A 20,094-nucleotide genomic window follows, 5' to 3' on the forward strand; every position below is an offset into this window, starting at 1 on the left:
TGACACGGCTGGCGTGTCGACGGGGTCGGGCCATGAGGCGCGCCCCAATTCCCTGGTCAGGAAGAAGGACAACGACATGGATCTGTTTATTGCTCTTGATGTGTCTCTGGCAAGCACGGCGCTTTGCGCCCTGAATGCGCATGGCAAGGTGGTGAAGGAGGCGAAGGTCGACAGCGAACCGGAGCCGCTGATCGCCGCCATGCGCGCGCTTCCCGGCAACGTCGTAGCGGTCGGTCTTGAAGCCGGTCCCCTCTCGCAGTGGCTGCATCGGCACATGTCCGAGGCGGGTTTCCCGGTCGTTCTGCTGGAGACCCGGCAAGTGAAGGGCGCGCTGAAAGCGATGCCGATCAAGACCGATCGACGGGACGCGGAAGGCATCGCCCGGCTTCTGCAGATGGGCTGGTTCCGGCCGGTCCATTGCAAGTCGGTCTCCGCGCAGGAGATGCGGGCGGTTCTGAGCGCGCGCAAGATGCTCCAGCAGGCGCTGATCGACCTCGAGCTTTCGCTGCGCGGGGTGCTGCGCAATTTCGGCCTCAAGATGGGTGCGGTGACGAAGGTCCGCTTCGAGGCCCGCGTCCGCGAACTGGTCGACGGCAACCTGATGCTGGAACGCGCCGCCGCGCCCGTCCTGTGCGCTCGTGAGGAATTGCGCAAGGAACTCGCCGGGCTGGAAAAGCTGCTGCGCGATCTGGCCAAGTCCGATCCTGACTGCCGATTGATGATGACGATGCCGGGTGTCGGCGCGGTCGTGGCCCTGACCATGCGGTCGGCGGTGGATGATCCCGAGCGTTTCCGCTCATCGAAGGATATCGGCCCTTGGGCGGGCCTGACCCCGCGGCGCAACCAGTCAGGCGAACGCGATGTCGTCGGCCAGATCACGCGCGCCGGAGACGCTGCCTTGCGCACGGCGCTCTATCAGGCGGCGAACGCGGTGCTGTGCCGCAGCGCGCCGAGCTGGCTCAAGGCCTGGGCGCTCAGAGTCGCCGAACGCCGCGGCAGGAAGCGCGCCACCGTCGCACTGGCGCGGCGGATCGGCGTGGTGCTGCATCGTATGTGGCGGGATGGGACGGAATTCCGTTTCACCCGCGATGAGGCCATGGCCGCGATGGCGCCGCGGGCCTGCTGACGTCCATTCCGTAGCACAGGAGGAACAGGCCAGGCACGGACGCCATGGCTTGCCGAAGTCCCGACCGGGACGCGGTTCCCGACGATGCCGCCTCGCGGCTTGCATCCGGACGCTGTCCAAGAGCGCAGTTCAGATTGGCACGCGGGAATCGCACTTGAACCAGGCATGGAGAGGCGGCCCCCCGGCGTCGACCTCGGATGGAAGCAACATCCCGGATCAGGAACGACAGATCGGCATCCTGAGAGCGTCAGGCCAAAAGCCGGACCGCACAGAACTCATGGGATCGGCCCGGCGTTGGCACCGCTCCGATCCGTCATGTCTCCGCGCCGCCAACGCCTATGTCCCGCGAACAAACCTCCGTTTCGCGCCTGTCTCATGCTGCGCCATGGCGCTTGACTAGGATCGCCCCATTATGGAAGCCGCGAGAGTTCGCAGCGCATGCGCTGCAACCAGTGGGACCACTCCGTTGCCACAGAGGCGAAGCCGGTCCACCCGGTGGGCCAGCCCATCAGCGCCTCGACGAACAGCGGGTTCAAGGTCCGGCGCGCATCGGAGGTATTGATCCCAGCCATCGGCGTCACCAGGACCTGGCGGCCAAGAAGGCCGTTGACCGGCGTGTTCGCCAAAGTCGTGGCCCCATCCTTGTGATCCCGCGCGGTGGGCGTCATCCACATGGCAGCGGTGTGGGTCAGATCGGCCGCCTTGCGATTGCCAGCACTCGGTTTGCAGCCGTCGTTCGCCATCGGCGTCGGCCAGTCCCGCGCCAGCTGGTCCAGACCCTTCTCGTCCCTCCGCGCGCCACCCCTGCTGCGAAAGCTGTCGGTCTGCGGCGTCGGCCACATCGCGGCCGTCGTCGCGAGGTTCATGCCGTGCTGACCCGCTGCCTGCGACGGCGTTGGCTTCGTCTGCCGGTTCTCGTTGGCGCTGGCCCTCGGCGTCGGCCAGAGCCTCAGCAGTTCCGTCCGGTTTCCGCCACTCGACCGGGTGCCAGAGCAGGCGCGCGGCGTCGGCCAGCTCGTCCCCCTCGCGGATGGCGAGGATGAACAGCCGCTCACGCTTGTGGGGCGCACCGACTTCCGCCGCCGTGAAGAGGCCTGCCGCAAGGCGGTAGCCCATATCGACCAGTCCTGCGGCGACTTCGGGGAAGCCGAGGCGGAGATGATGGGCGACATTCTCGAGGAACACGAAGGGCGGCCGGACCTCGCCGATGATGCGGGCGACATGCGGCCAGAGGTGGCGCGGATCCTCCGCGCCCCGGCGTTTGCCCGCGACGGAGAACGGCTGGCACGGATAGCCCGCAGTGACGATATCCACCGCGCCGCGCCACGGGCGGCCGTCGAAGGTGGCAACGTCGTCCCAGACAACAGCCTGATCCAGGGACGCGTCTTCCATCCGCGCCACGAGAGTGGCTGCGGCGAAGGTCTCCCGTTCGACATGGCCCACAGCACGATATCCGGGGAGAGCGATGGCGAGCCCGAGGTCGAGCCCGCCCGCGCCGGAGCAGAGGGAGAGGCCGAAGAGGCATGCGTCTCCGGCTCCGGAAGCGTCTCCGGAGGAAGGTAAAGCCAGGTCATGCATGTCACGCGGCGGTCTGGCGCTTGCGCGCGGGTTCGGGGGCGGCGTCCGTTGCCGGGGGATCGGCGGGGGCTTTGGCATCGTCGCCCAGCCGCTCGGTCCTCACCTCAGCGAAGGTCCGACCATCGCCATCGAGGATCGCGTCGCGCCCGGTCTCGGCCTGCCAGCGCTCCACGGCCACATCGACATAGGCGGGGCTGATTTCCATCGCGAACACGCGGCGGCCATTGGCCTCGCCCGCCATGATCTGCGAGCCTGACCCCGAGAAGGGCTCATAGCAGAGGCCACCCCGTGCCACATGCTGCCGCATCGGGATGCCAAAAGCGTCGAGGGGCTTCGGGGTTGGATGGTCGGGTCGCTCATCCTTGGCAAAGCTGGGCAGCGCCCATGTCGAAGGCAGCGTTTCCTCGGCCACCTTCGGCGGGCGGTTCGGACGCCGCCAGCCCATGAAACAGGGCTCGTGCTTCCACAGGTAGTGCGACCGGGTCAGAACCCCGCGGTCCTTCACCCAGATGATCTGCTGGTGCACGAACGCCCCCGCCTTTTCCCAGCAAGCCTCCAGCATCGCCTGGCGGCGGGACGCGTGCCAGCAGTACCAGGCGGCGTCCTCGGCGATGGCCTCGGCCACGGCCGCCGCGATGAAACCGTCGTAGAGTTCCGCGCCCTGCGAACTGTCGTCCCACGTGGTGCCGTAGGACGCTGACCAGTCCTTGTTCCGGGTCGGATGGTTCGAGCCGTCGTAGTCGACAAGGTATGGCGGGTCGGTCGCAAACAGGATCGCCCGCTCGCCATTCATCAGGCGGCGCACATCCGCGGCGCTGGTGCTGTCACCGCAAAGCAGACGGTGATCGCCGAGGATCCACAGATCGCCGGTGCGCGAAGCCGGGTTGCGCGGCGGTTCGGGGATGGTCACCGGCGGCATGGAGCCCCCGGCGCCACCTTCTTCCCCGTCCCCCTCCGGCACGAAGGCCAGCAGCTTGTCGAGCTCGCCGTCGGAGAACCCGACCAGCGACAGGTCGAAATCCTCAGCCAGCAGGTCGTTCAGTTCCGCCGACAGCAGCGCCTCGTCCCAGGTGCCGAGTTCGGTCAGCTTGTTGTCCGCGATCCGGTACGCCCGTCGCTGCGCCTCGGTCAGATGCCCGAGCACGATTACCGGCGCCTCGGTCAGCCCGAGCTGCGTCGCGGCCAGCACGCGCCCGTGGCCCGCGATCAGCTCGCCGTCCTCGGCCACGAGGCACGGCACGGTCCAGCCGAACTCGGCCATGCTGGCAGCGATCTTCGCGACCTGGTCCGGCCCGTGGGCTTTCGCATTCTTCGCGTAGGGCTGGAGCCTGGCCAGCGGCCACGTCTCGACGGCGTCCGGGGCGAAGCTCAGCGTCATGGTGGGCAAGGTTCCTCGGTCGGGTGGATGCTGGCCGGATTCCGGACACCGGATGCCACGCTGGACTCCATGCGGGGTCCAGCGGCGTCCGGGGTGTCCAGCCCAAGGGCCAGTGTTTATTGGGTTTCGTGCGCGGTCAGGTGGATCTGGCTTCCGGGTGGCTTCCCAAAAATCCGGCCCTGTCGCTGGCGATGTCCCGCGCTTCGCCCGCCAGCATACGAATGTCGCCAGGAAGGAACCGGAAACTGTCGTGGGCTGGACCCCGGTCGGACCCTTGCTGGATGCCGGGGTCCAGAAGGCCGCCGTCAACGCAAAAGGGAGAGCGAGCTTTCCAGCGCACTCTCCCCATCTTGCCTTCGGAATAGCACGATCATGTTGCAGATGTCGAAAGAAAAAGTGTTGCAACACATTGGAGTCACTGCGCATTCAGGCGCGCGGCGATCTTGGTCAGCGCCAGTTGCCAGCGACGCCACGCGGTGGTGCGGTCGCAGCCGAGCTCGCCGCTGATCTGCTTCCACGGCACACGGGCCGCGCGGGACCAGACGAGCTTGCGCTCCGCCTCCTCGATCCAGAGCACCCAGTCGAAGGTCTGCTCGAGCCGGGTGATGGCGGCGGCCGAGGGCCAGACCCGCATCGGCTGCGGCTCCATCGCCGCGATCTCGCGGCTGGTCCGCACGATGTCGGGCCAGGTGTTGAAGTAGCCCTGCGCCTTCACCGGCGGCAGCTGGCGCAGGGTGCGGAACGCCTCCTCGAAATGATCGGCGACGCAGTCGGCGGTCCATTCGCGATCAGCCATGGCGCGCCTCCCTGTCGGACGGGCGCGGGCCGTAGAGCTTCTCGCCGAGCTGGCGGACCAGTTCACGCTCGGGCCAGGTGAGACGGTCGTCATCGGCGGAGACCGCGAGGACGCCCTGTTCCTGCCAGCCCTCGCGCTTGACCTGTTCGGGATCCCGGCGCCGGCCGCCGTAGCCGTGGGGGTGCCACCTCATGCGACACCTCCCTTCGTCTCGATCGCCCAGAGCAGCAGGGCGATGGCGTCGGCCTCATTGTCGTCGGCCGGGCTGAAACCGCGGGCGCGGACGGCGGCGATCATCGCGGCCTTGTCGGCGTTGCCCTTGCCAGCGGCATGGCGCTTGATCGTGCCGACCGGGACGCCCTCGTAGGGCACACCCCGCAGCTCGGCCCATGCGGTCAGCGTGGCCATGAGCCCGCCGTAGATGTGGCTCGCGTCGGTGCCGGCGTGACGGCGGACTTCCTCGAACCAGATCGCGGCGACCGGACCGGACAGCTGGTCGATCTCGGTCAGCCAGTTGGTGAAGCGCAGGTAGCGCATGCCGCCGCCGTCGAAGCGGCCCGGGCGCAGCGAGACGGTCCCACTGGTGATCAGACCATCGTGGCCGCGGATCGCCCAGCCGGTCGAGGTGCCGAGGTCGAGCGCGAGGATGCAGGGAAGCAGTCCGCCACCGTCCTCCATCCGAACCGGAGGGTTGGTGACGGGTGTGACGGATGTGACGGATGGTTCCCTATCCGCTCCACAGGCGCGCACATGCGCGCGCGTAACGGTCTTATAGGTATGATCCGTCACATCCGTCACACTCTCTGAATTCATTGGCATTTTCCTATTCTCCCGAGAAAAGGTCAGAGTTGCTGTCATCGAGGGCGATGCCCCGGAATCCCTTCGCGGCGCGGGTGTTGTGACGCTCGAATCCCCGGACGATCAGGGCTTCCGAGAAGCGCTTGACCGAGCCTGCGAACTCGCCGTTCGCATCGGCCCACGCCTTCCAGTCGGCGAACATCGCGGAGGTGCTGGCGCTGAGGTGCAACCCGACAGAGCAGCGCTCGTCGATCCAGCGACCGATGGCGTCCTCGGCCTCGAAGTAATCCTCAGTCGCAGCCATCACGGCGGGCGGAGGGCGCAGCCCTGTCCGCTGCCATTCGATGCAGCCCTCGAGCGCCCATGCGAGGATCCCGTCGCGTTCGGCGAGCAGCCTATCGGCCAGGTGCTTGTCGCGCCGTGCGGGCGGGATGGTGACCGTGAACGGCACCATGTGCAGGCGCCGCTTCATCGCCTCGTCGACGTTGCGGATTGAAGGCTTGTGGTTGCCGACGATCAGCAGCTTGAACTGCGGGATGAACTCGAAGAAATCCTGCCGCATGAAGCGGGCCGTGATCTTGTCGCCCCCGGTCAGCGCCTTGAGTTTGCTCTCGGCCCAGCGGCTGCCCTGTTCCGTTTCGATGGACGTGACGATGCGCGCCCCGCGCAGGCCCGCCATGTCGGTCGGGTGGCGATCACCCTGCGTGGCCATGAACATGTCCATTGGCGCGACGGTGGCGTAGTCGCCAAGGATGGCGGTCAGGGTGTTGGCGAAAACGGATTTCCCATTGGCGCCGGTGCCGTAGAGAAAGAAAAGGGCATGCTCGGTGGTGACGCCGGTCAGGCAGTAGCCCGCCATGCGCTGCAGGTAGGACTGCAGTTCGCCATCCCCGCCCGTGACGGTTTCGAGAAACCCGAGCCAGACCGGACAGGCGTCTGCGACCGATGCCCCGGCAATGCGGGTCATGAAGAGGCCGGGGTCGTGGAGCAGCGAGGCGCCGCTGCGCAAATCGACCACACCGCCGGGCGTGTTCAACAGCCAGGGATCGCGATCCCACGGCTCCGTCGTGGTTGCGTGGCGGCGGTCGGAACGGGCAAGCCGCTCCACGGCGGAGACGGTCGCGGCGCTGGAAAGCTTCGCCTTGAGCCGCGCAGACCCGGCACGGGCCGCCGCCTCGCGGCAGATCATCCGGGCCAGATCGAAGGCCTGCAGCGTCTCCTCTCGCCGCCAGAGCTTGCCCGACCAGGTCAGCCATTGCCCCCAGCCGGCGACGTAGCGCCATGTCTCGGCGTGTCGGGCTGCGAAGGCTGCGGCGAGCGCATCCTCGGTGAAGCGCACCGGCACCGGCCCATCATGCCCCCCGCCAGCTGGGCCGCCGCCATCGGGACCGTCATCCTCGTCATCGATCTCGCCGTTGCGTGCGGCGTCGCGTTTCCAGAGGCGTTCGGCTTCCTCGCGCAGCCGATCCTCCGGCCAGGGAGGGGCAACGCGGGCCATGTTGTAGGAGACGATTTCCTCCCACGCCTGTTCGCGCGGCACGTGGCCTTCGCGGGCACGGCGGATCCAGTAACCGATTACGCGCGACAGTGCGTCGAACCGCGTGGTGCCATCCACGCCGCCTTCGCGAACCTGGCGGCCGAACAGCTCAGTCACGCTGCCGCGCTCGGTCGCGGCCATGTTGAAGTCGAGCCCGTTCTCGCCGTCGAGCGGCGGCATCGCGATGATCGCCTCGAGCAGCTCGCCAAGGTCGTGATCGCGAGGATCGTGGTTCAGGATCTGCACCAGCCGCCGAAGACCCTGTTTGGCGTGGATCGATCCCGCCACGCGGATCGGCTGGTGCGCTGACCGGAACGAAGGGTCGCCGCCGACCTTCGCGGCGATCATGTGCCGGGCGCGGCAGACCGTGGCGATGTCTTCGCCTTCGGCGGGCTCGGTCAGACGCCAGTAGAGGTGCAGCTTGCGCTGGCCCTCGGCGGTGACACCACCGGATGCGACCTCGAGTGTCGGGCAACCGAGGTGCTGCACAAGGTGGTCGCGCTTCGCGCCGATGTCGCCATGGTCGAGATCGACCAGCACCACCTGCGTCTGGACGATGCTCTCCGCCCGCGCGTCGCCGGGAGCCGCAACCGTACCGGGCGCCACGAACAAGGCCATGCCGGCGTCGCTCGCCCATGTCGCCTGAAGCGCGAGTTTCGCGGCGAGCGTGGCGTCCGCTTCGATGAAGGGCACATGCGGCGGGCCATCGCCCGCGCCTTTCTCTGCGAGCGCACGGACCGGCACCCAGCCGTCGCAGTAGCCGAACACCACGTCGGCATAGATCGCGATCATTTCAGCGTCGGGCGCGACGTCGTCGGGCGCGATGGTGTCGGACGGGACCGTCATGCCCAGCAGCGTTCCCGCCACGCACAGAAGCGGCATTCGAAGTGGTCGGGGTCGGCCGTGTGGCGGGGAAGAAGTTCACCCGCATCACAGGCGCGCAGAATCGTCACCGCCTTGTCGCTGGCGGACTGGGCGAGTGCGGCATCGAACGGCACCAGTTCGTGCCAGATCTCGCACGTGTCCTTGTTGATCGCCGTGAAGAGCGCGGGCGCCTCGGTCAGGCCGAGATAGGCCTGGTAGAGCGCGATCTGCGCGGCGTAGACTGGCTTGGCCTTTCTGACGCCGTGCTTCGCGATTTCCCGCCAGTTCTTGGCGTTCGCCGATTTGCACTCCCAGAGCGCAGGAACCGCCATGCCGTTCGGCGCGGCGACGACCACCCCGTCGGCATGGCCTTGCACACGTCCGCCCACGACCGAGAAGCCGAACTGATCGCCATGGCGATTGCGCGTGCGAAGGTCGAACCCGGCCCTGCGCAGCCAGACGATAGCCAGGTCTTCGAGAACGTGCCCGAGCGCGAAGATCCGCAGGGACTTGCCCGAGAACCCGGCGCCCGGGTCCTTCGGCGTCTTCAGGTATTCGTACTGCAGCCTGCGCTGGCAGATGTCACCCAGCCGACTGCCTCCGAGATAGTCGCGTTGGGGACGTTCGGCCTGTTCCGCCACGAGGGCGGTGTCGATGCAGGCATTGACGGTGTCCGCGAAACTGGGCGGCTTCTCCCGATGGTTGAAGTCGAAACCGGCGTCCATCAGAACGGCACCTCCGGATCAGGCCGGGGCGCGCTGGTCTGCATCGCCTCTTGGAAACCGTCGACGGCGGCGGTCGCGAGCGCGAGCGCCTGTTCTTCGCTGAGATCGGCGAACCGCGTGGTCCATCCGATCTCGGCCATCAGTTCGGCCATGTTGCGGAGGGCGGCGCGCAGGGCTGCCTGTTCGCGTTTGTCTGGATCGATCATGCGCCGACCCCGCTAGTGGGCGCTGGCGTGAGGGAATGCGGGATGGCGCGGCGCGCCGGGTAGATGCTGTTCATGGGAGAGCTCCAGATGCTCTCCTCACCTACCGGCGGGGGTGGCGGACTGTCGGATGGCGCTCAGGGAACCTTTCGCGAACAGATACTTGTGCCAGAACCGGTCCGTCAGTAGCCTAAACTTCCACCGATTCATCCAGGAGTCGCGAATGGCGTCATTTAATCCAAAAGTATTTATCCGTCCGGACGGCTTGAAGCGGATAGCAAATGTCCACTTAATCGAACTTCTCGAGCCATGGCGCGATTACTTCGCAAAGCGCGGGTTTGTTTTTCCAACTGACCCGACGGATGAGTTTCCACACAACGATCTGGCGAAGACTCTCCTCTCGTACGATCCCGAAATGCCGATGGAGCTCATGAACGGGCTCTATTACATCGACGAGGCTGCCTCGGATGAAACGCTCGAATGGTTGCTTGAGCGTGCGATGGAGGAAGGTATCGCGATTTCGCCCGCCGCAAATCCGACAACCGCCGATGTTGCAGTCCAGATCCACCTCGCTCGCCCCGGCGTTCTCGAGGCAAGAACAGTTCGAGCGATCGCATTCAACAAATCGGCCTTCCAATACTATCCGGGCCGACACGGCGACGGGCGCGAGCTTCCTGAGGTCGCAGAGACACATCTGGCGCGCATGACTGAGATCATGAACCCTTGGTTCCACGAGCGCAGAAAAGGCCGTGGTGTGCGCGCCTTCTGTTTTCGGCGGGAGCAGAAGTTCTGGTTGGTCATCCGCCATGGAAAGGCGGCGGTTCGCGAGGGCAAGCACGAGGAAGACGGCGAATCCGGTGCCGCGTTCTACCGGCCGCAAAAGCACGACGTAATCATATACGACGCAGTGCTGGATCTCCTCGGCATCAACGCAGAGACCAAGGGCGAACGGGATCTGTATCGTAATACGTTGGGTGGGCTGGTCTTCAACCGGTCGAACTATTTCGGTGAAGGCGAAGTTTTCACCCTCGCGCCGATCAGAACAGTCGGGCCCGATATCCTGAAGTGCGGCGATGTCGACGGCGTGACGCGCGTCCGTCTGCTGGAAGTGGTGCGCGTGATCCCGGGTGATCCTCCTCAGATCGATATTCGGCGCTCGTCGCACCTCTACCAGTCTCTCGGGACACACTGGCAGCAAGCGCTCTCGCGCGGAAAGATCACCTCCGCCAAGTTCGGCTTCCTGTTCGAGGATTCGAGTCGCGAGCGTGGTGTCCACATCCGCCTCGACTCGGCCCGCTACGACCGGGATTCGGATGCCGAACGAGTTGAGGCCTGGCTCCGCGAGCGTGGGTTCTTCGACATCAGCAGGGAGATGGATGTGATCGATGAGGACGAGCCGGTTCTGGCAGGCGCTTGAGGCGCTTGGCGGCTCGGCTCCGCAACGTGATTGGGTACGAGAACTCGGTGAGGACTGGGCCATCGCTGGGGCGCTGCTGCACAGAACCGGCGATTTCGCCGAAGAGCTCGTGTGCCCGCGCTCGAGCGAAAACGGTTGCTTCCGCCACCTCGTTCTGCTGCCCGACGGCAAGTTCCGGGCAGATTGCGGCGATGTTCCGCGCCGCTGCGACACCCTCCGTCTCGAGAGGGACGACGTTCGGATCCTCGCGCTTCACCGTGGCAAGCTTGCCTCCGCCCTGATCCGCGCGTTCGGCCTGCAAGACACGACACCGGTTGTGGCTCCCACGCCTATGCTTGCCCTCGGACGTTACGACATGCGGTCGGGGGTCGGATTCGCCGTCTTCCTTGGCCTAACCGAGCAAGGAGCCCCATTTATCTTCGCCGATCTCGCACCGGTCTTTCGCACACCTGGCCCGAAAGCGGTGTTGGTCCCGCATGCCTCGGCCATCGACTGTGATCTGTCATCGAGGCTGGCCGAAGCGGAGGCGCGTGTCTTCCTTCTCGACGATGTCGTCGTTTGGGACCAGAAGACTACGCTCGCGGCTCGGTTCGATCCTAGGACAATCTTCCGAGACCTGATCGCGAAGCTTCCGGGCTCCGGCGATGACGCACCAGCACCACCGGCAATCGCGCTGCCACCTGGTACGACCTGGTCGTCGATCCGGATCGCATTCGAGAATGACGAGCTGTTCAATTTTAGCGGGCCGGGCGTTCAACGCGCCGTAGCGCCTGCTGATGTCGGCATGGCGGACAAGCGTACAGGCAAGGCACGACTCCCGTGGGAGTGGCTGCGCAGTTTCGCGCTTCACGGCGGCCGAATACCCGTGGGCAAGAGTAGCGCCCAGAAGCACAAGCAGTTCGTTAGCGAGCAACTCTCAGCCTTCACCGGGATTGTCGAGGACCCCATCGGGGACGATTCCGGCCAATACGTCGCGAGGTTTACCATCGACGGCAGCGGACTGAGGCAGGGCGTCGCAGGTCTGTCCCGGCGAAATCTCGCTGACGACGACTGACCCTTTTCGAACTTTTTTCCTGCCACGCAACCCCATGAAACCATTCGGTTTCGTGGGTTTTTTCTGCGTCGTTCGCTCTGATTTCGAGCCCGTTCCGCGAATTTTCGCCGGTCCCGGTCACTCGGGCCGCGTGCCCGTCCACCTGGACGAAGGCGAAACTTCATGGAGCGTTTCCACCCAATTTGCGACGCGCGCTCGCGCGTCTCCCGCAACATCATCATCCGGGCCGAACGGCTGGCGCGGTCGGGCTCGGTTCCCGGCATGGACGCCGAGGACATCAAACAGGACCTGCGTCTGCACCTCTATCGCCGCGACGACAGGTTCGACCCCTCCCGCGGTCAGTACGACACGTTTGCAGACCGCGTTCTGGCGAACCGCATCGCCACGCTGGCCGCGCCGACCGAACGCCTGCGGGCCGAGCGGGCGTGGGTCGACTTCGACACTCCGTCCCAGGGTCGCGGCAACGACGAGATGTTGCCGCTCGCTGAAACCCTCCCTGACAGCGAGATGCCGCACGCCGCCGTCGCGCGTGCACCGGACGAGGCGTTCGGGCTGGTCCGCGATGTCCGGCGCCTTCTCGCAGGGCTGACACCGACCTGCAGGGATGTCGCGCTGGCGCTGATCGACATGTCGCCGACGGAGGCAGCCGAGGCCCTCGGGATCCATCGCAGCACAGTCTACGCCCGGCTCGGCACGATCCGGAAGGCGGCCGAGGCGCTTGATCTCGCCGCATATCTCGGCGCCGCCCCGACGGTCTCGGAGGCCCGCCGGTAGGTGACAACAGGACCGGCGATGACCCGGTTCCACCAAGTTTCATGCCGGGCCCTCGGAGGAATGCAACACCCCCACGCGGGGAAACACTCCGACCGCAAGCTCCAGGGCGGCGTCAGGCCCGGCAGCAGTCTTCCCGACGATCCCTGGACACCAACCGACGAAACCACGGAGCATCACCATGTTCACGACTTCCCCCCTGAAACGCCTGCGCCAGTCGAGCTGGATGGAGGCGATCCCCGACACGATCAACGTTCCGGCCCTGTCTGAGAGGCCGAACCGCGCGGTGCCGATCGAGCGCGCCACTGTGGACGACATCGAGTTCGCGCTTGTCGCCCTGGCGCGGCAGCAGTCCGAGCTCTACCGGCTCACGAGTGCGCTTGGCGACGTGTTGAAGATGGCGCGCCGCCAGGGCGCCTGTGGCGCGGACATCGCCATTTCGGCCGCTGTGCGGGATCTGGAGGGCGGCAAGTGAGCGCCCCCTTCGGCGGCGGGCCGCTCCGCATAATCAAGGCCGACGAACGCCTGCGCGAGGCGCGCGGCATCAAGGGGGTGCTCACGGGCACCTCTGGCATCGGCAAGACCACGCAGCTGCTGACCCTCGATCCGCAGCGAACGCTTTTCCTGAACCTCGAGGCGGGCGAGTTGGCCGTTCAGGGCTGGCCCGGCGACGAGATCCGCATCCGCGACTGGGAGGTCGCCCGCGATCTCGCCGCCTGGATCGGCGGCGCCAACCCGGCCATGCGGGACGACCAGTCCTATGGGCCCGGGCACTTCGCGCGGGTCTGCGCGGCCTTCGGTCCCGCCGGCCAGCTCGACAAGTACGACACGGTCTTCGTCGACAGCATCTCCGTCGCCTCCCGCATCTGCCTTCAGTGGTGCAAGGGCCAATCCCAGGCCCAGTCCGACCGCACCGGCAAGCCGGATCTCCGCGCGACCTACGGGTTGCTCGGCCAGGAGATGATCGGCTGGCTCACGCATCTGCAGCACACGCCCGCCAAGAACATCTGGCTGGTCGGTCTTCTCGACCGCAAGCTCGACGACTTCGGCAAGCCCTTCTTCTCGATGCAGATCGAGGGATCGAAGACCGGCCTCGAATTGCCCGGCATCGTCGACGAAGTCGTGACCCTGACCGAACTGCGCCCCGAGAAGGGTGACCCGTTCAGGGCGTTCATCTGCACCACCATCAACGATTTCGGCCTGCCTGCGAAGGACCGCAGCGGCCGGTTGTCGATGATCGAGCCCGCCCATCTCGGGCGGCTCATGGCGAAGATCCGTGGTCCGCGCCCCGATGGCGCTGCCCGCCTGAACTTCGATCTGCCCGCGGCCGCCACCGCACCCAATCCCCCGACGACGAAAGGAGCATGACAATGGCGAGCGACATGGATTTCAACGGCGCGGACACGCAGGACGCCGCTTTCGACCTCATCCCGGCCAACACGCTGGTCAAGGTCTGCCTCACCGTCCGCCCCGGCGGCGCGGGCCCGGAAGGCTGGCTCACCCAGAGCAAGACGAGCCCGGCCCTCTACCTCAACACCGAGGCAGTCGTGATGGAGGGGCCGTTCGCGCGGCGCCGCATCTACACGCGCATCGGATTTCGCGGAAAAGCTGCGGGCGGTCCCGGCGACGACACCTATGGCAACCGCGGGCGCGCCATGATCCGCGGCATCCTCGAATCCGCCCGCGGCGTGCGTGCCGATGACCAGTCGAACGCCGCCCGCGCCGCGCGGATGATCCGCAGCCTCGGCGAGTTGAGCGGGCTGGAGTTCGTGGCGCGCATCGGCATCGAGCGCGACAAGGACAAGCCCGACGACACCGGGCGCAACGTCATCAAGGCCGCGCTCGGCGCCGACCATGCCGAATACGCTCGGGTGATGGGCAGCGTAGCCCAGCCACCGCAGCAGGGTCAGTTCACCGCCTCGGGCCCGCAGCTTGCAGACAACGGCATGGGTCAGTCGGGCGCGCCGTCCTCCGGCTCCGCGCCCTTCTGGGCACGCTGAGGGGGACGACCATGATTCCGCGCGACTATCAAAGGGCGGCGGTCGATGCCGCCCGCGACCGCACCGCCGCACATGGCAACACCATGCTGGTGCTGCCCACCGGGGCGGGAAAGACGGCCATCGCCGGTTTCTACATCGGCGAGGAACTGGAGCAACGCAAACACGACCGCGTTCTGGTGCTGCAGCACACCGACGAGTTGATCGATCAGAACCGCAGCGCCATCGGCACTGTCACCGGAATGCCGACCTCGGTGGTCAAGGCCGAGCAGGACGACTGGGACGGCCGCATCGTCTTCGGAAGCGTCCAGACCCTGGCGCGCGCCAACCGGCGCGAGCGGATGGCGCCGGTCTCGCATCTCGTCATCGACGAATGCCACCGCTCCGCGGCGCAAAGCTATCAGTCCATCATCGACGAGGCCCGGGCGCTCAATCCGGAGATCAAGCTGCTCGGGCTCTCGGCCACGCCGGGTCGCGGCGATGGCCGCAGCCTGCGCCGCACCTTCAGCAATGTCGGCTATCACCTCAAGATCGGCACGCTGATCAGTCGCGGTCTCCTGGTGCCACCGCGCACCTATACCATCGATCTCGGCGTCGAGGACGAACTGGCGGGGCTCGGCGCCACCGCCGGCGATTTCGACATGCGCGCGGCAGACAAGGTGCTGAACCGCTCGGTGCTGAACGAGGCCGTCGTCGAACACTGGCAGGCGAAGGCAGCGGACCGGCGCACCATCTTCTTCTGTGCGACGGTCGACCATGCCGATGCAGTTGCCGAGGCATTCCGCACGGCCGGCGTCACGGCCGAGACGATCTCGGGCGAGATGCCATCGCGGACGCGCGTCGACCTCATCGCCCGGTTCGACCGGGGCGAGGTGCAGGTGCTGACGAACTGCATGGTCCTGACCGAGGGTTTCGACAGCCAGCCCGTCGGCTGCATCGGCATCCTGCGCCCCATGCTGCACAAGGGTACCTTCATCCAGGCAGTCGGTCGCGGTCTGCGGCGGGTTGATCCCGCGCGTTTCCCAGGCATCGTGAAAACCGACTGCGTCGTGCTCGACTTCGCGGGCGCGGCGCTCCGGCACGGGTCGCTCGAACAGGAGATCACCCTCGACGAGGACGATCCTGAGCCAGGCCAAGCACCATGGAAACTGTGCCCGACCTGTGGAGCCGAATTGCCGCTTGGAGCATCGGTCTGTGATTTCTGCGGTCACGTCTTCACGCGGGAACGAGCAGAGGCTCGACTGCTGACCGCCTTCGACATGATGGAGATCGACCTGCTGGAGCGGTCCCCGTTCGCCTGGTGCGATCTGCATGGCGACGGCCAGGCGATGATGGCGAGCGGGTTCAATGGCTGGGCCGGGGTGTTCCATGACGGCGCGCTCTGGCACGCGCTCGGACAGCCGAAAGGCAGGGCGATCCGGCCGCTCGCCATCGGCACCCGGGTGCAGGCGCTCGCCGCCGCAGACGATTTCCTGCGCGCCACCGAGACGGGGACCGCCTCGATCAAGAGCCGTCGCTGGCTGAACGACCCGGCGACGATGAAACAGATGGACCTGCTGCAGCGCGCGGGGCACGAGGCCAACGGGCTGGATTTCAGCCTGTCGAAATACGCCGCCAACTGCCACCTGAACTTCCGCTGGAACCGTGGCGCGATCACCGCCGCCGTTCTTGGCCGTGCGGAGCGGTCGGCCGCATGAAACGCCCCAATCCGCTCCCGCCCGACCAGATGACGCCCGCAGAGCGCCGCGCCGAGCTGTGCGGCCTGCTGGCGCTCGGGCTGGTCCGGTTGCGGATGCAGGATGGGGGCGAAGTATCTGACGATAGTGGAGAACGTTGCCTACACTATCCGCCCGACCAGTGCCGTCATGCAACTCCAACGCACCGGAGAAATGCATGAACAAGCCCGATCCCATCCCCGCGCGCCTAGTCGCGCTGAAGACCACGCCAACGCCTGACCTGAAGAAGCAGTGGCGCGATCTGTTCGACAGCGAGCCGCCGCCGTTCAACCGCCGCTATCTCGAGTCCCGACTGGCATACCGCATCCAGGAACTCGCCTACGGCGGGCTGAAGCCCGAAACGATCCGGCGCCTGGAGCGGCTGGGCGAGGAACTGGATGGCGGGGACAAGAGGAAGCGCGGCATCCGCGCCGACCGTGACCGCCCCATCACGGGCACGCGGCTGCTGCGCGAATGGCAGGGTGTCGAGCAGGTTGTCACCGTCACCACCGACGGCTTCGAGTGGCAAGGTCGGCCGTACAAGTCGCTGTCCGCCATCGCCCGCGCCATCACCGGCACGCGCTGGAACGGGTGGACCTTCTTCGGGCTGAAGAACCACAGGGGGCGGACATGACGAAGCCGCCCGAGAAATCGAAGGTCGTCCGCAAGCTGCGCTGTGCGGTCTACACCCGAAAATCCTCCGAGGAAGGGCTGGAACAGGAGTTCAACAGCCTCCACGCCCAGCGTGAGGCATGCGAGTCCTACATTGCCAGCCAGCGCTCCGAGGGCTGGGTGCTCGTCCGCGATCAGTATGACGACGGCGGCATCTCGGGCGGCACGCTCGAACGCCCCGGCCTGAGACGGCTGCTTGAGGATATCGAGGACGGGCTGGTCGACGTGGTGGTGGTCTACAAGATCGACCGCCTCAGCCGCTCGCTGGCCGATTTCGCCAAGCTGGTCGAAGTGTTCGACCGGAACGGGGTGACCTTCGTCTCGGTGACGCAGTCGTTCAACACGACGACCTCCATGGGGCGGCTGACGCTAAACATCCTGCTGTCCTTCGCCCAGTTCGAGCGCGAAGTGACCGCCGAGCGCATCCGCGACAAGGTCGCCGCCAGCCGCAAGAAGGGCATGTGGATGGGCGGGGTGCCGCCCTACGGCTACCGCGTCGAGAACCGCAAGCTGGTGGTGGACGAGGAAGCCGCAGCGCATGTGCGCTGGATCTTCGCCCGCTTCCTCGAGATCGGCTCCTGCACGGAACTGGCGCGGGAGGTCGGCATGCGGGGACTTCGGACGCCCCGCGGCAACCGGATCGACAAGAAATACATCTATCGGATGCTCAGCAACCGCGCCTACATCGGCGAGGCGGTCCACAAGGGCGACAGCTATCCCGGCGAACACGACGCCATCATCGACGGCGACACGTGGGGCAAGGTCCACGCCATCCTGCAGGAAAGCCCGCGCAAGCGCGCCGCGCGCACCCGCGCCGACACGCCCGCGCTGCTGAAGGGGCTGCTGTTCGGGCCGGACGGCGCGGCCTTCTCGCCGACGCACACCCGGAAGGGCGACAGGCTCTACCGCTACTACGTCAGCCAGACAGTGCTGAAGCATGGTGCCGGGTCATGCCCCGTGGCCCGCGTGCCAGCAGGGGAGATTGAGGCCGCAGTCATCGACCAACTCCGTGCCGTGTTCCGGCAGCCAGAGATTGTTGCGGGGACTTGGAAGGCGGCGCGTGCCCGCGCCGACGACATCTCCGAGGCCGACGCCCGCGCGGCGTTGCAGCAGCTCGACCCGCTGTGGGACGAACTCTTCCCCGCCGAGCAGGCGCGCATTGTCACGCTTTTGGTCGAGCGCGTCGATATCGGCGCGAACGGGCTCAACTTCCGGCTCCGGATGGACGGCCTCGGAGGGCTCGCGCGCGAGATGCTGTCTGGCAGCATCGGAGCAGCGGCGTGACCCGCGCGACGCCGATCCCCGAGACGGTGACGCTCCACGTGCCGTTCCGCGTCGTTAAGCGCGGCGGGCGCAAGGAAATGCAACTTCCCGATGGCGTCCGGCCAGACCGCAAGGCGGACAACACGCTGGTCAAGGCGCTGGCCCGCGCCTTCCGCTGGAAGCAGATGCTCGAGTCGGGTGAGTTCGCTACCATCGCCGAACTGGCCGAGCGGGAGGGGATCGCCGCTCCATACCTGACGAGAACCATGCGCCTCACTCAACTGGCGCCTGATTTAGTGGAGAGTATCCTTGACGGCAGTCAGCCGTCCGGTCTCAAGCTGGAGGCGCTGCGCAGCACCCTGCCAATGGCGTGGTCCGAGCAGCGAACTGTCCTGAGCGCTCCCCTAGATTGAAGATGCCATCGGCGAGCAGCTGGCTTCATGCTTGCGTCGCCCTAGGGCGACAGCTTAGTCTAGCGCCGTAAACGGCGGTAATGTCAGCTCAAAATCGGGGCGCCCGGCAATCCCGTCGCCGTCCGATAGTTGAGAGCGACAATGGAAGCGGCCGAGCGCACGATAAGTCAGATTCTGACGGAACAGATTAGATACGAAATACCCGCGTATCAGCGCCCATATTCTTGGGAGAAGGGTAACGTTGAGCAATTACTCGATGATGTTTGGGAGGCGTTTGCGGCTAACGATGAGGAATATTTCATCGGCTCGCTGATCACGATCGAGCGTGAGAAGGGTCGTCTTTATGATGTCGTGGACGGTCAACAGCGTCTGACAACGCTCAACTTGATCTTTTCACGCCTGCGCGATGGCGTCGATGAACCGGCGAAATCCGAACTCGGTCGGCGCGTCTTGCCACGCAATGCCCTGACCGGTGAAGAGGAGTCGCCACGCCTGACCCTGCGCCAGCGAGATCAGAACTTCTTCCGCCGACATGTTCTGGCAGGGGAAACGGTGCCCGAGGCGGTCCGAAAAGAAGTCGCTAAGGAGCAGGACGCCCCAAAGCAGCGCATCATCGAGAACCTCGAGGCCATCGACAGCTTCATTGCTCAGCATGACCAGAAGACGCTGAAGCTGTTCGCGAACTACCTGCTCAGCAGGGTCTATGTGGTGTTTGTCACCACTGCTTCCTGGCAGTCGGCTTACCGGTTGTTCAACGTTCTGAATGCCCGAGGCATGGCGCTGTCAAATGCGGACTTGATAAAAAACATGCTGTTCGCGCGGCTCGGCGGCAATGCAACCCGAAGCAGTGACCTGTACGAGGCATGGCTCGAACTGGAGGAGCAGATCGGTATCGAGCGGCTTGACCAGTTCATGGCGCATCATCGCAGTTCGATTGTCGCGACAAAAGCACGGAAGGCACTGCACGAGGAGTTTGAACCCCTTATCGAGACTGCAGCGTCGCCGTTCACTTTCCTCGACGAAGTGAATACCTCCGCTCGCAATTATCTGCGCGTTCTCAGGAACGAGTTCGAGGCACCTGCAGCTCGTCGCGCGGTCAGATCGCTCAAGCGGGTAGCGTTCGAAGAGTGGATCCCGCCGCTGCTTGCCTTCTTGAACAGGCCGGTAGCTGACATGCCAGAGGGGGAGTTCATCGATCTACTCGAACGGATCACCTATCAGAACTGGATCCGGCGGCTCGCGTTCACTGCTCGTTTAACAGCGTACTTTCAGCTCATCACCGCGATCCGTGCCGGGAAAAACGCGGACGACATCCACGCGATCTTCCGCGCCAATGCCAACGACGATGAGTTCCGTTCTCTGCTTGACGGCGAGGTTTATGGGCGGCCCTTCGCGCAGGCCGTCCTGCTGCGGCTTGAAGAGGCCGATCAGGACGAGTCGGTCACCAAGGACTTCGGCGGAAAGATTACTATCGAGCATGTTCTGCCTCAGGCGCTCAAGGACGCCTACTGGCGTGAGCGTTTCAGTGATGACGAACACCGCCTCTGGCTGCACCGCCTTGGCAATCTTGCACTGCTTGCTGGCATCAAGAATTACAAGGCGCAGTACTTCCCATTCGACCGCAAGAAGAAGATTTACGCAGAGCGGAACAACCGGGTTTCCTTCGACACCACAAAGCCGATCCTGTCGGCTGATCATTGGACGAAGGACCTGCTGATCGCACGTCAGGCTGATCTGGTCGATAGAGCGCAGCGGATATGGTCAGTCAATGCATAGTGGTCTATCGC

General features: G+C 65.7%; 20 protein-coding genes and 1 pseudogene. 12 read left to right on the plus strand and 9 right to left on the minus strand.

Annotated elements, in window-relative coordinates; all coding sequences use genetic code 11:
- Nucleotides 1–76 precede the first annotated feature (76 nt).
- Nucleotides 77–1,126 carry an IS110 family RNA-guided transposase gene (locus AC13CR_RS10200; RefSeq protein ID WP_482900811.1) on the plus strand — a complete coding sequence of 350 codons (1,050 nt, stop codon included), beginning with the start codon at nucleotides 77–79 and terminating at the stop codon, nucleotides 1,124–1,126.
- 410 nt (nucleotides 1,127–1,536) lie between these two features.
- Here AC13CR_RS10200 and AC13CR_RS10205 read toward each other — a convergent pair whose 3' ends face one another.
- From AC13CR_RS10205 to AC13CR_RS10245, 9 genes and pseudogenes are all read right to left on the minus strand, one after another.
- The gene (locus AC13CR_RS10205) at nucleotides 1,537–1,992 is read right to left on the minus strand and encodes a hypothetical protein (RefSeq protein WP_482900833.1); all 456 of its coding nucleotides are present in this window, start codon (nucleotides 1,990–1,992) and stop codon (nucleotides 1,537–1,539) included.
- A gap of 190 nt (nucleotides 1,993–2,182) precedes the next feature.
- Nucleotides 2,183–2,782 (minus strand): annotated as a pseudogene (locus AC13CR_RS10210) (DNA cytosine methyltransferase); the annotation flags it as partial.
- Nucleotides 2,706–4,082, minus strand: coding sequence for a site-specific DNA-methyltransferase (locus AC13CR_RS10215; protein ID WP_482900812.1), 1,377 nt, complete (start codon nucleotides 4,080–4,082; stop codon nucleotides 2,706–2,708). The pseudogene AC13CR_RS10210 and the gene AC13CR_RS10215, both read right to left, overlap by 77 nt.
- Before the next feature lie 415 nt (nucleotides 4,083–4,497).
- Complete coding sequence (locus AC13CR_RS10220; RefSeq protein WP_083548827.1) at nucleotides 4,498–4,878, minus strand: DUF6362 family protein; 381 nt, start codon at nucleotides 4,876–4,878, stop codon at nucleotides 4,498–4,500.
- Nucleotides 4,871–5,071 carry a hypothetical protein gene (locus AC13CR_RS10225; protein ID WP_028720215.1) on the minus strand — a complete coding sequence of 67 codons (201 nt, stop codon included), beginning with the start codon at nucleotides 5,069–5,071 and terminating at the stop codon, nucleotides 4,871–4,873. Before AC13CR_RS10225 ends, AC13CR_RS10220 begins: the two co-directional genes overlap by 8 nt.
- The gene (locus AC13CR_RS10230) at nucleotides 5,068–5,556 is read right to left on the minus strand and encodes a crossover junction endodeoxyribonuclease RuvC (protein ID WP_083548826.1); all 489 of its coding nucleotides are present in this window, start codon (nucleotides 5,554–5,556) and stop codon (nucleotides 5,068–5,070) included. Before AC13CR_RS10230 ends, AC13CR_RS10225 begins: the two co-directional genes overlap by 4 nt.
- Nucleotides 5,557–5,701: 145 nt before the next feature.
- The gene (locus AC13CR_RS10235) at nucleotides 5,702–8,095 is read right to left on the minus strand and encodes a phage/plasmid primase, P4 family (protein ID WP_482900813.1); all 2,394 of its coding nucleotides are present in this window, start codon (nucleotides 8,093–8,095) and stop codon (nucleotides 5,702–5,704) included.
- Nucleotides 8,056–8,802 (minus strand): hypothetical protein, encoded by a 747-nt coding sequence (locus AC13CR_RS10240; RefSeq protein WP_184145987.1) that lies wholly within the window; start codon nucleotides 8,800–8,802, stop codon nucleotides 8,056–8,058. Before AC13CR_RS10240 ends, AC13CR_RS10235 begins: the two co-directional genes overlap by 40 nt.
- A complete protein-coding gene (locus tag AC13CR_RS10245) occupies nucleotides 8,802–9,008 on the minus strand; it encodes a DUF6511 domain-containing protein (protein WP_184145989.1) in 207 nt (68 codons plus the stop codon). Before AC13CR_RS10245 ends, AC13CR_RS10240 begins: the two co-directional genes overlap by 1 nt.
- A 220-nt stretch (nucleotides 9,009–9,228) precedes the next feature.
- Between AC13CR_RS10245 and AC13CR_RS10250 the strand changes: the two genes are divergently transcribed.
- The 11 genes from AC13CR_RS10250 (at nucleotide 9,229) to AC13CR_RS10300 (ending at nucleotide 20,083) form a co-directional block, all read left to right on the plus strand.
- Nucleotides 9,229–10,422 (plus strand): hypothetical protein, encoded by a 1,194-nt coding sequence (locus tag AC13CR_RS10250; RefSeq protein WP_184145991.1) that lies wholly within the window; start codon nucleotides 9,229–9,231, stop codon nucleotides 10,420–10,422.
- The gene (locus AC13CR_RS10255; RefSeq protein ID WP_184145992.1) at nucleotides 10,391–11,476 is read left to right on the plus strand and encodes a hypothetical protein; all 1,086 of its coding nucleotides are present in this window, start codon (nucleotides 10,391–10,393) and stop codon (nucleotides 11,474–11,476) included. The genes AC13CR_RS10250 and AC13CR_RS10255 overlap by 32 nt, the downstream gene beginning before the upstream one ends.
- A gap of 162 nt (nucleotides 11,477–11,638) precedes the next feature.
- Nucleotides 11,639–12,250 carry a sigma-70 family RNA polymerase sigma factor gene (locus AC13CR_RS10260; protein ID WP_184145993.1) on the plus strand — a complete coding sequence of 204 codons (612 nt, stop codon included), beginning with the start codon at nucleotides 11,639–11,641 and terminating at the stop codon, nucleotides 12,248–12,250.
- 178 nt (nucleotides 12,251–12,428) lie between these two features.
- The gene (locus AC13CR_RS10265) at nucleotides 12,429–12,722 is read left to right on the plus strand and encodes a hypothetical protein (protein WP_083548819.1); all 294 of its coding nucleotides are present in this window, start codon (nucleotides 12,429–12,431) and stop codon (nucleotides 12,720–12,722) included.
- Nucleotides 12,719–13,615, plus strand: a complete 897-nt coding sequence (locus AC13CR_RS10270) for an AAA family ATPase (protein WP_184145994.1) — start codon at nucleotides 12,719–12,721, stop codon at nucleotides 13,613–13,615. The genes AC13CR_RS10265 and AC13CR_RS10270 overlap by 4 nt, the downstream gene beginning before the upstream one ends.
- A gap of 2 nt (nucleotides 13,616–13,617) precedes the next feature.
- Nucleotides 13,618–14,247 (plus strand): hypothetical protein, encoded by a 630-nt coding sequence (locus tag AC13CR_RS10275; RefSeq protein WP_482900814.1) that lies wholly within the window; start codon nucleotides 13,618–13,620, stop codon nucleotides 14,245–14,247.
- Nucleotides 14,248–14,258: 11 nt separating this feature from the next.
- Nucleotides 14,259–15,941, plus strand: coding sequence for a DEAD/DEAH box helicase (locus tag AC13CR_RS10280; RefSeq protein WP_184145996.1), 1,683 nt, complete (start codon nucleotides 14,259–14,261; stop codon nucleotides 15,939–15,941).
- A gap of 196 nt (nucleotides 15,942–16,137) precedes the next feature.
- Nucleotides 16,138–16,593: a DUF2924 domain-containing protein gene (locus tag AC13CR_RS10285; protein ID WP_184145997.1), complete on the plus strand. Its 456-nt coding sequence runs from the start codon at nucleotides 16,138–16,140 to the stop codon at nucleotides 16,591–16,593.
- Complete coding sequence (locus AC13CR_RS10290; protein WP_184145998.1) at nucleotides 16,590–17,915, plus strand: recombinase family protein; 1,326 nt, start codon at nucleotides 16,590–16,592, stop codon at nucleotides 17,913–17,915. The genes AC13CR_RS10285 and AC13CR_RS10290 overlap by 4 nt, the downstream gene beginning before the upstream one ends.
- A complete protein-coding gene (locus tag AC13CR_RS10295; RefSeq protein WP_343063163.1) occupies nucleotides 17,912–18,307 on the plus strand; it encodes a hypothetical protein in 396 nt (131 codons plus the stop codon). Before AC13CR_RS10290 ends, AC13CR_RS10295 begins: the two co-directional genes overlap by 4 nt.
- A 141-nt stretch (nucleotides 18,308–18,448) precedes the next feature.
- Nucleotides 18,449–20,083 carry a DUF262 domain-containing protein gene (locus AC13CR_RS10300; protein ID WP_482900815.1) on the plus strand — a complete coding sequence of 545 codons (1,635 nt, stop codon included), beginning with the start codon at nucleotides 18,449–18,451 and terminating at the stop codon, nucleotides 20,081–20,083.
- The last annotated feature ends 11 nt before the right edge of the window (nucleotides 20,084–20,094 follow it).

The organism is Paracoccus sp. L-17 (assembly GCF_056857655.1).

Excerpts from the sequence above, each read along its gene's own strand:
- AC13CR_RS10200 (WP_482900811.1), top strand. The coding sequence starts at position 77 with ATGGATCTGTTTATTGCTCTTGATGTGTCTCTGGCAAGCACGGCGCTT.
- AC13CR_RS10205 (WP_482900833.1), bottom strand. The coding sequence starts at position 1,992 with ATGAACCTCGCGACGACGGCCGCGATGTGGCCGACGCCGCAGACCGAC.
- AC13CR_RS10215 (WP_482900812.1), bottom strand. The coding sequence starts at position 4,082 with ATGACGCTGAGCTTCGCCCCGGACGCCGTCGAGACGTGGCCGCTGGCC.
- AC13CR_RS10220 (WP_083548827.1), bottom strand. The coding sequence starts at position 4,878 with ATGGCTGATCGCGAATGGACCGCCGACTGCGTCGCCGATCATTTCGAG.
- AC13CR_RS10225 (WP_028720215.1), bottom strand. The coding sequence starts at position 5,071 with ATGAGGTGGCACCCCCACGGCTACGGCGGCCGGCGCCGGGATCCCGAA.
- AC13CR_RS10230 (WP_083548826.1), bottom strand. The coding sequence starts at position 5,556 with ATGGAGGACGGTGGCGGACTGCTTCCCTGCATCCTCGCGCTCGACCTC.
- AC13CR_RS10235 (WP_482900813.1), bottom strand. The coding sequence starts at position 8,095 with ATGCCGCTTCTGTGCGTGGCGGGAACGCTGCTGGGCATGACGGTCCCG.
- AC13CR_RS10240 (WP_184145987.1), bottom strand. The coding sequence starts at position 8,802 with ATGGACGCCGGTTTCGACTTCAACCATCGGGAGAAGCCGCCCAGTTTC.
- AC13CR_RS10245 (WP_184145989.1), bottom strand. The coding sequence starts at position 9,008 with ATGATCGATCCAGACAAACGCGAACAGGCAGCCCTGCGCGCCGCCCTC.
- AC13CR_RS10250 (WP_184145991.1), top strand. The coding sequence starts at position 9,229 with ATGGCGTCATTTAATCCAAAAGTATTTATCCGTCCGGACGGCTTGAAG.
- AC13CR_RS10255 (WP_184145992.1), top strand. The coding sequence starts at position 10,391 with ATGAGGACGAGCCGGTTCTGGCAGGCGCTTGAGGCGCTTGGCGGCTCG.
- AC13CR_RS10260 (WP_184145993.1), top strand. The coding sequence starts at position 11,639 with ATGGAGCGTTTCCACCCAATTTGCGACGCGCGCTCGCGCGTCTCCCGC.
- AC13CR_RS10265 (WP_083548819.1), top strand. The coding sequence starts at position 12,429 with ATGTTCACGACTTCCCCCCTGAAACGCCTGCGCCAGTCGAGCTGGATG.
- AC13CR_RS10275 (WP_482900814.1), top strand. The coding sequence starts at position 13,618 with ATGGCGAGCGACATGGATTTCAACGGCGCGGACACGCAGGACGCCGCT.
- AC13CR_RS10280 (WP_184145996.1), top strand. The coding sequence starts at position 14,259 with ATGATTCCGCGCGACTATCAAAGGGCGGCGGTCGATGCCGCCCGCGAC.
- AC13CR_RS10285 (WP_184145997.1), top strand. The coding sequence starts at position 16,138 with ATGAACAAGCCCGATCCCATCCCCGCGCGCCTAGTCGCGCTGAAGACC.
- AC13CR_RS10290 (WP_184145998.1), top strand. The coding sequence starts at position 16,590 with ATGACGAAGCCGCCCGAGAAATCGAAGGTCGTCCGCAAGCTGCGCTGT.
- AC13CR_RS10300 (WP_482900815.1), top strand. The coding sequence starts at position 18,449 with ATGGAAGCGGCCGAGCGCACGATAAGTCAGATTCTGACGGAACAGATT.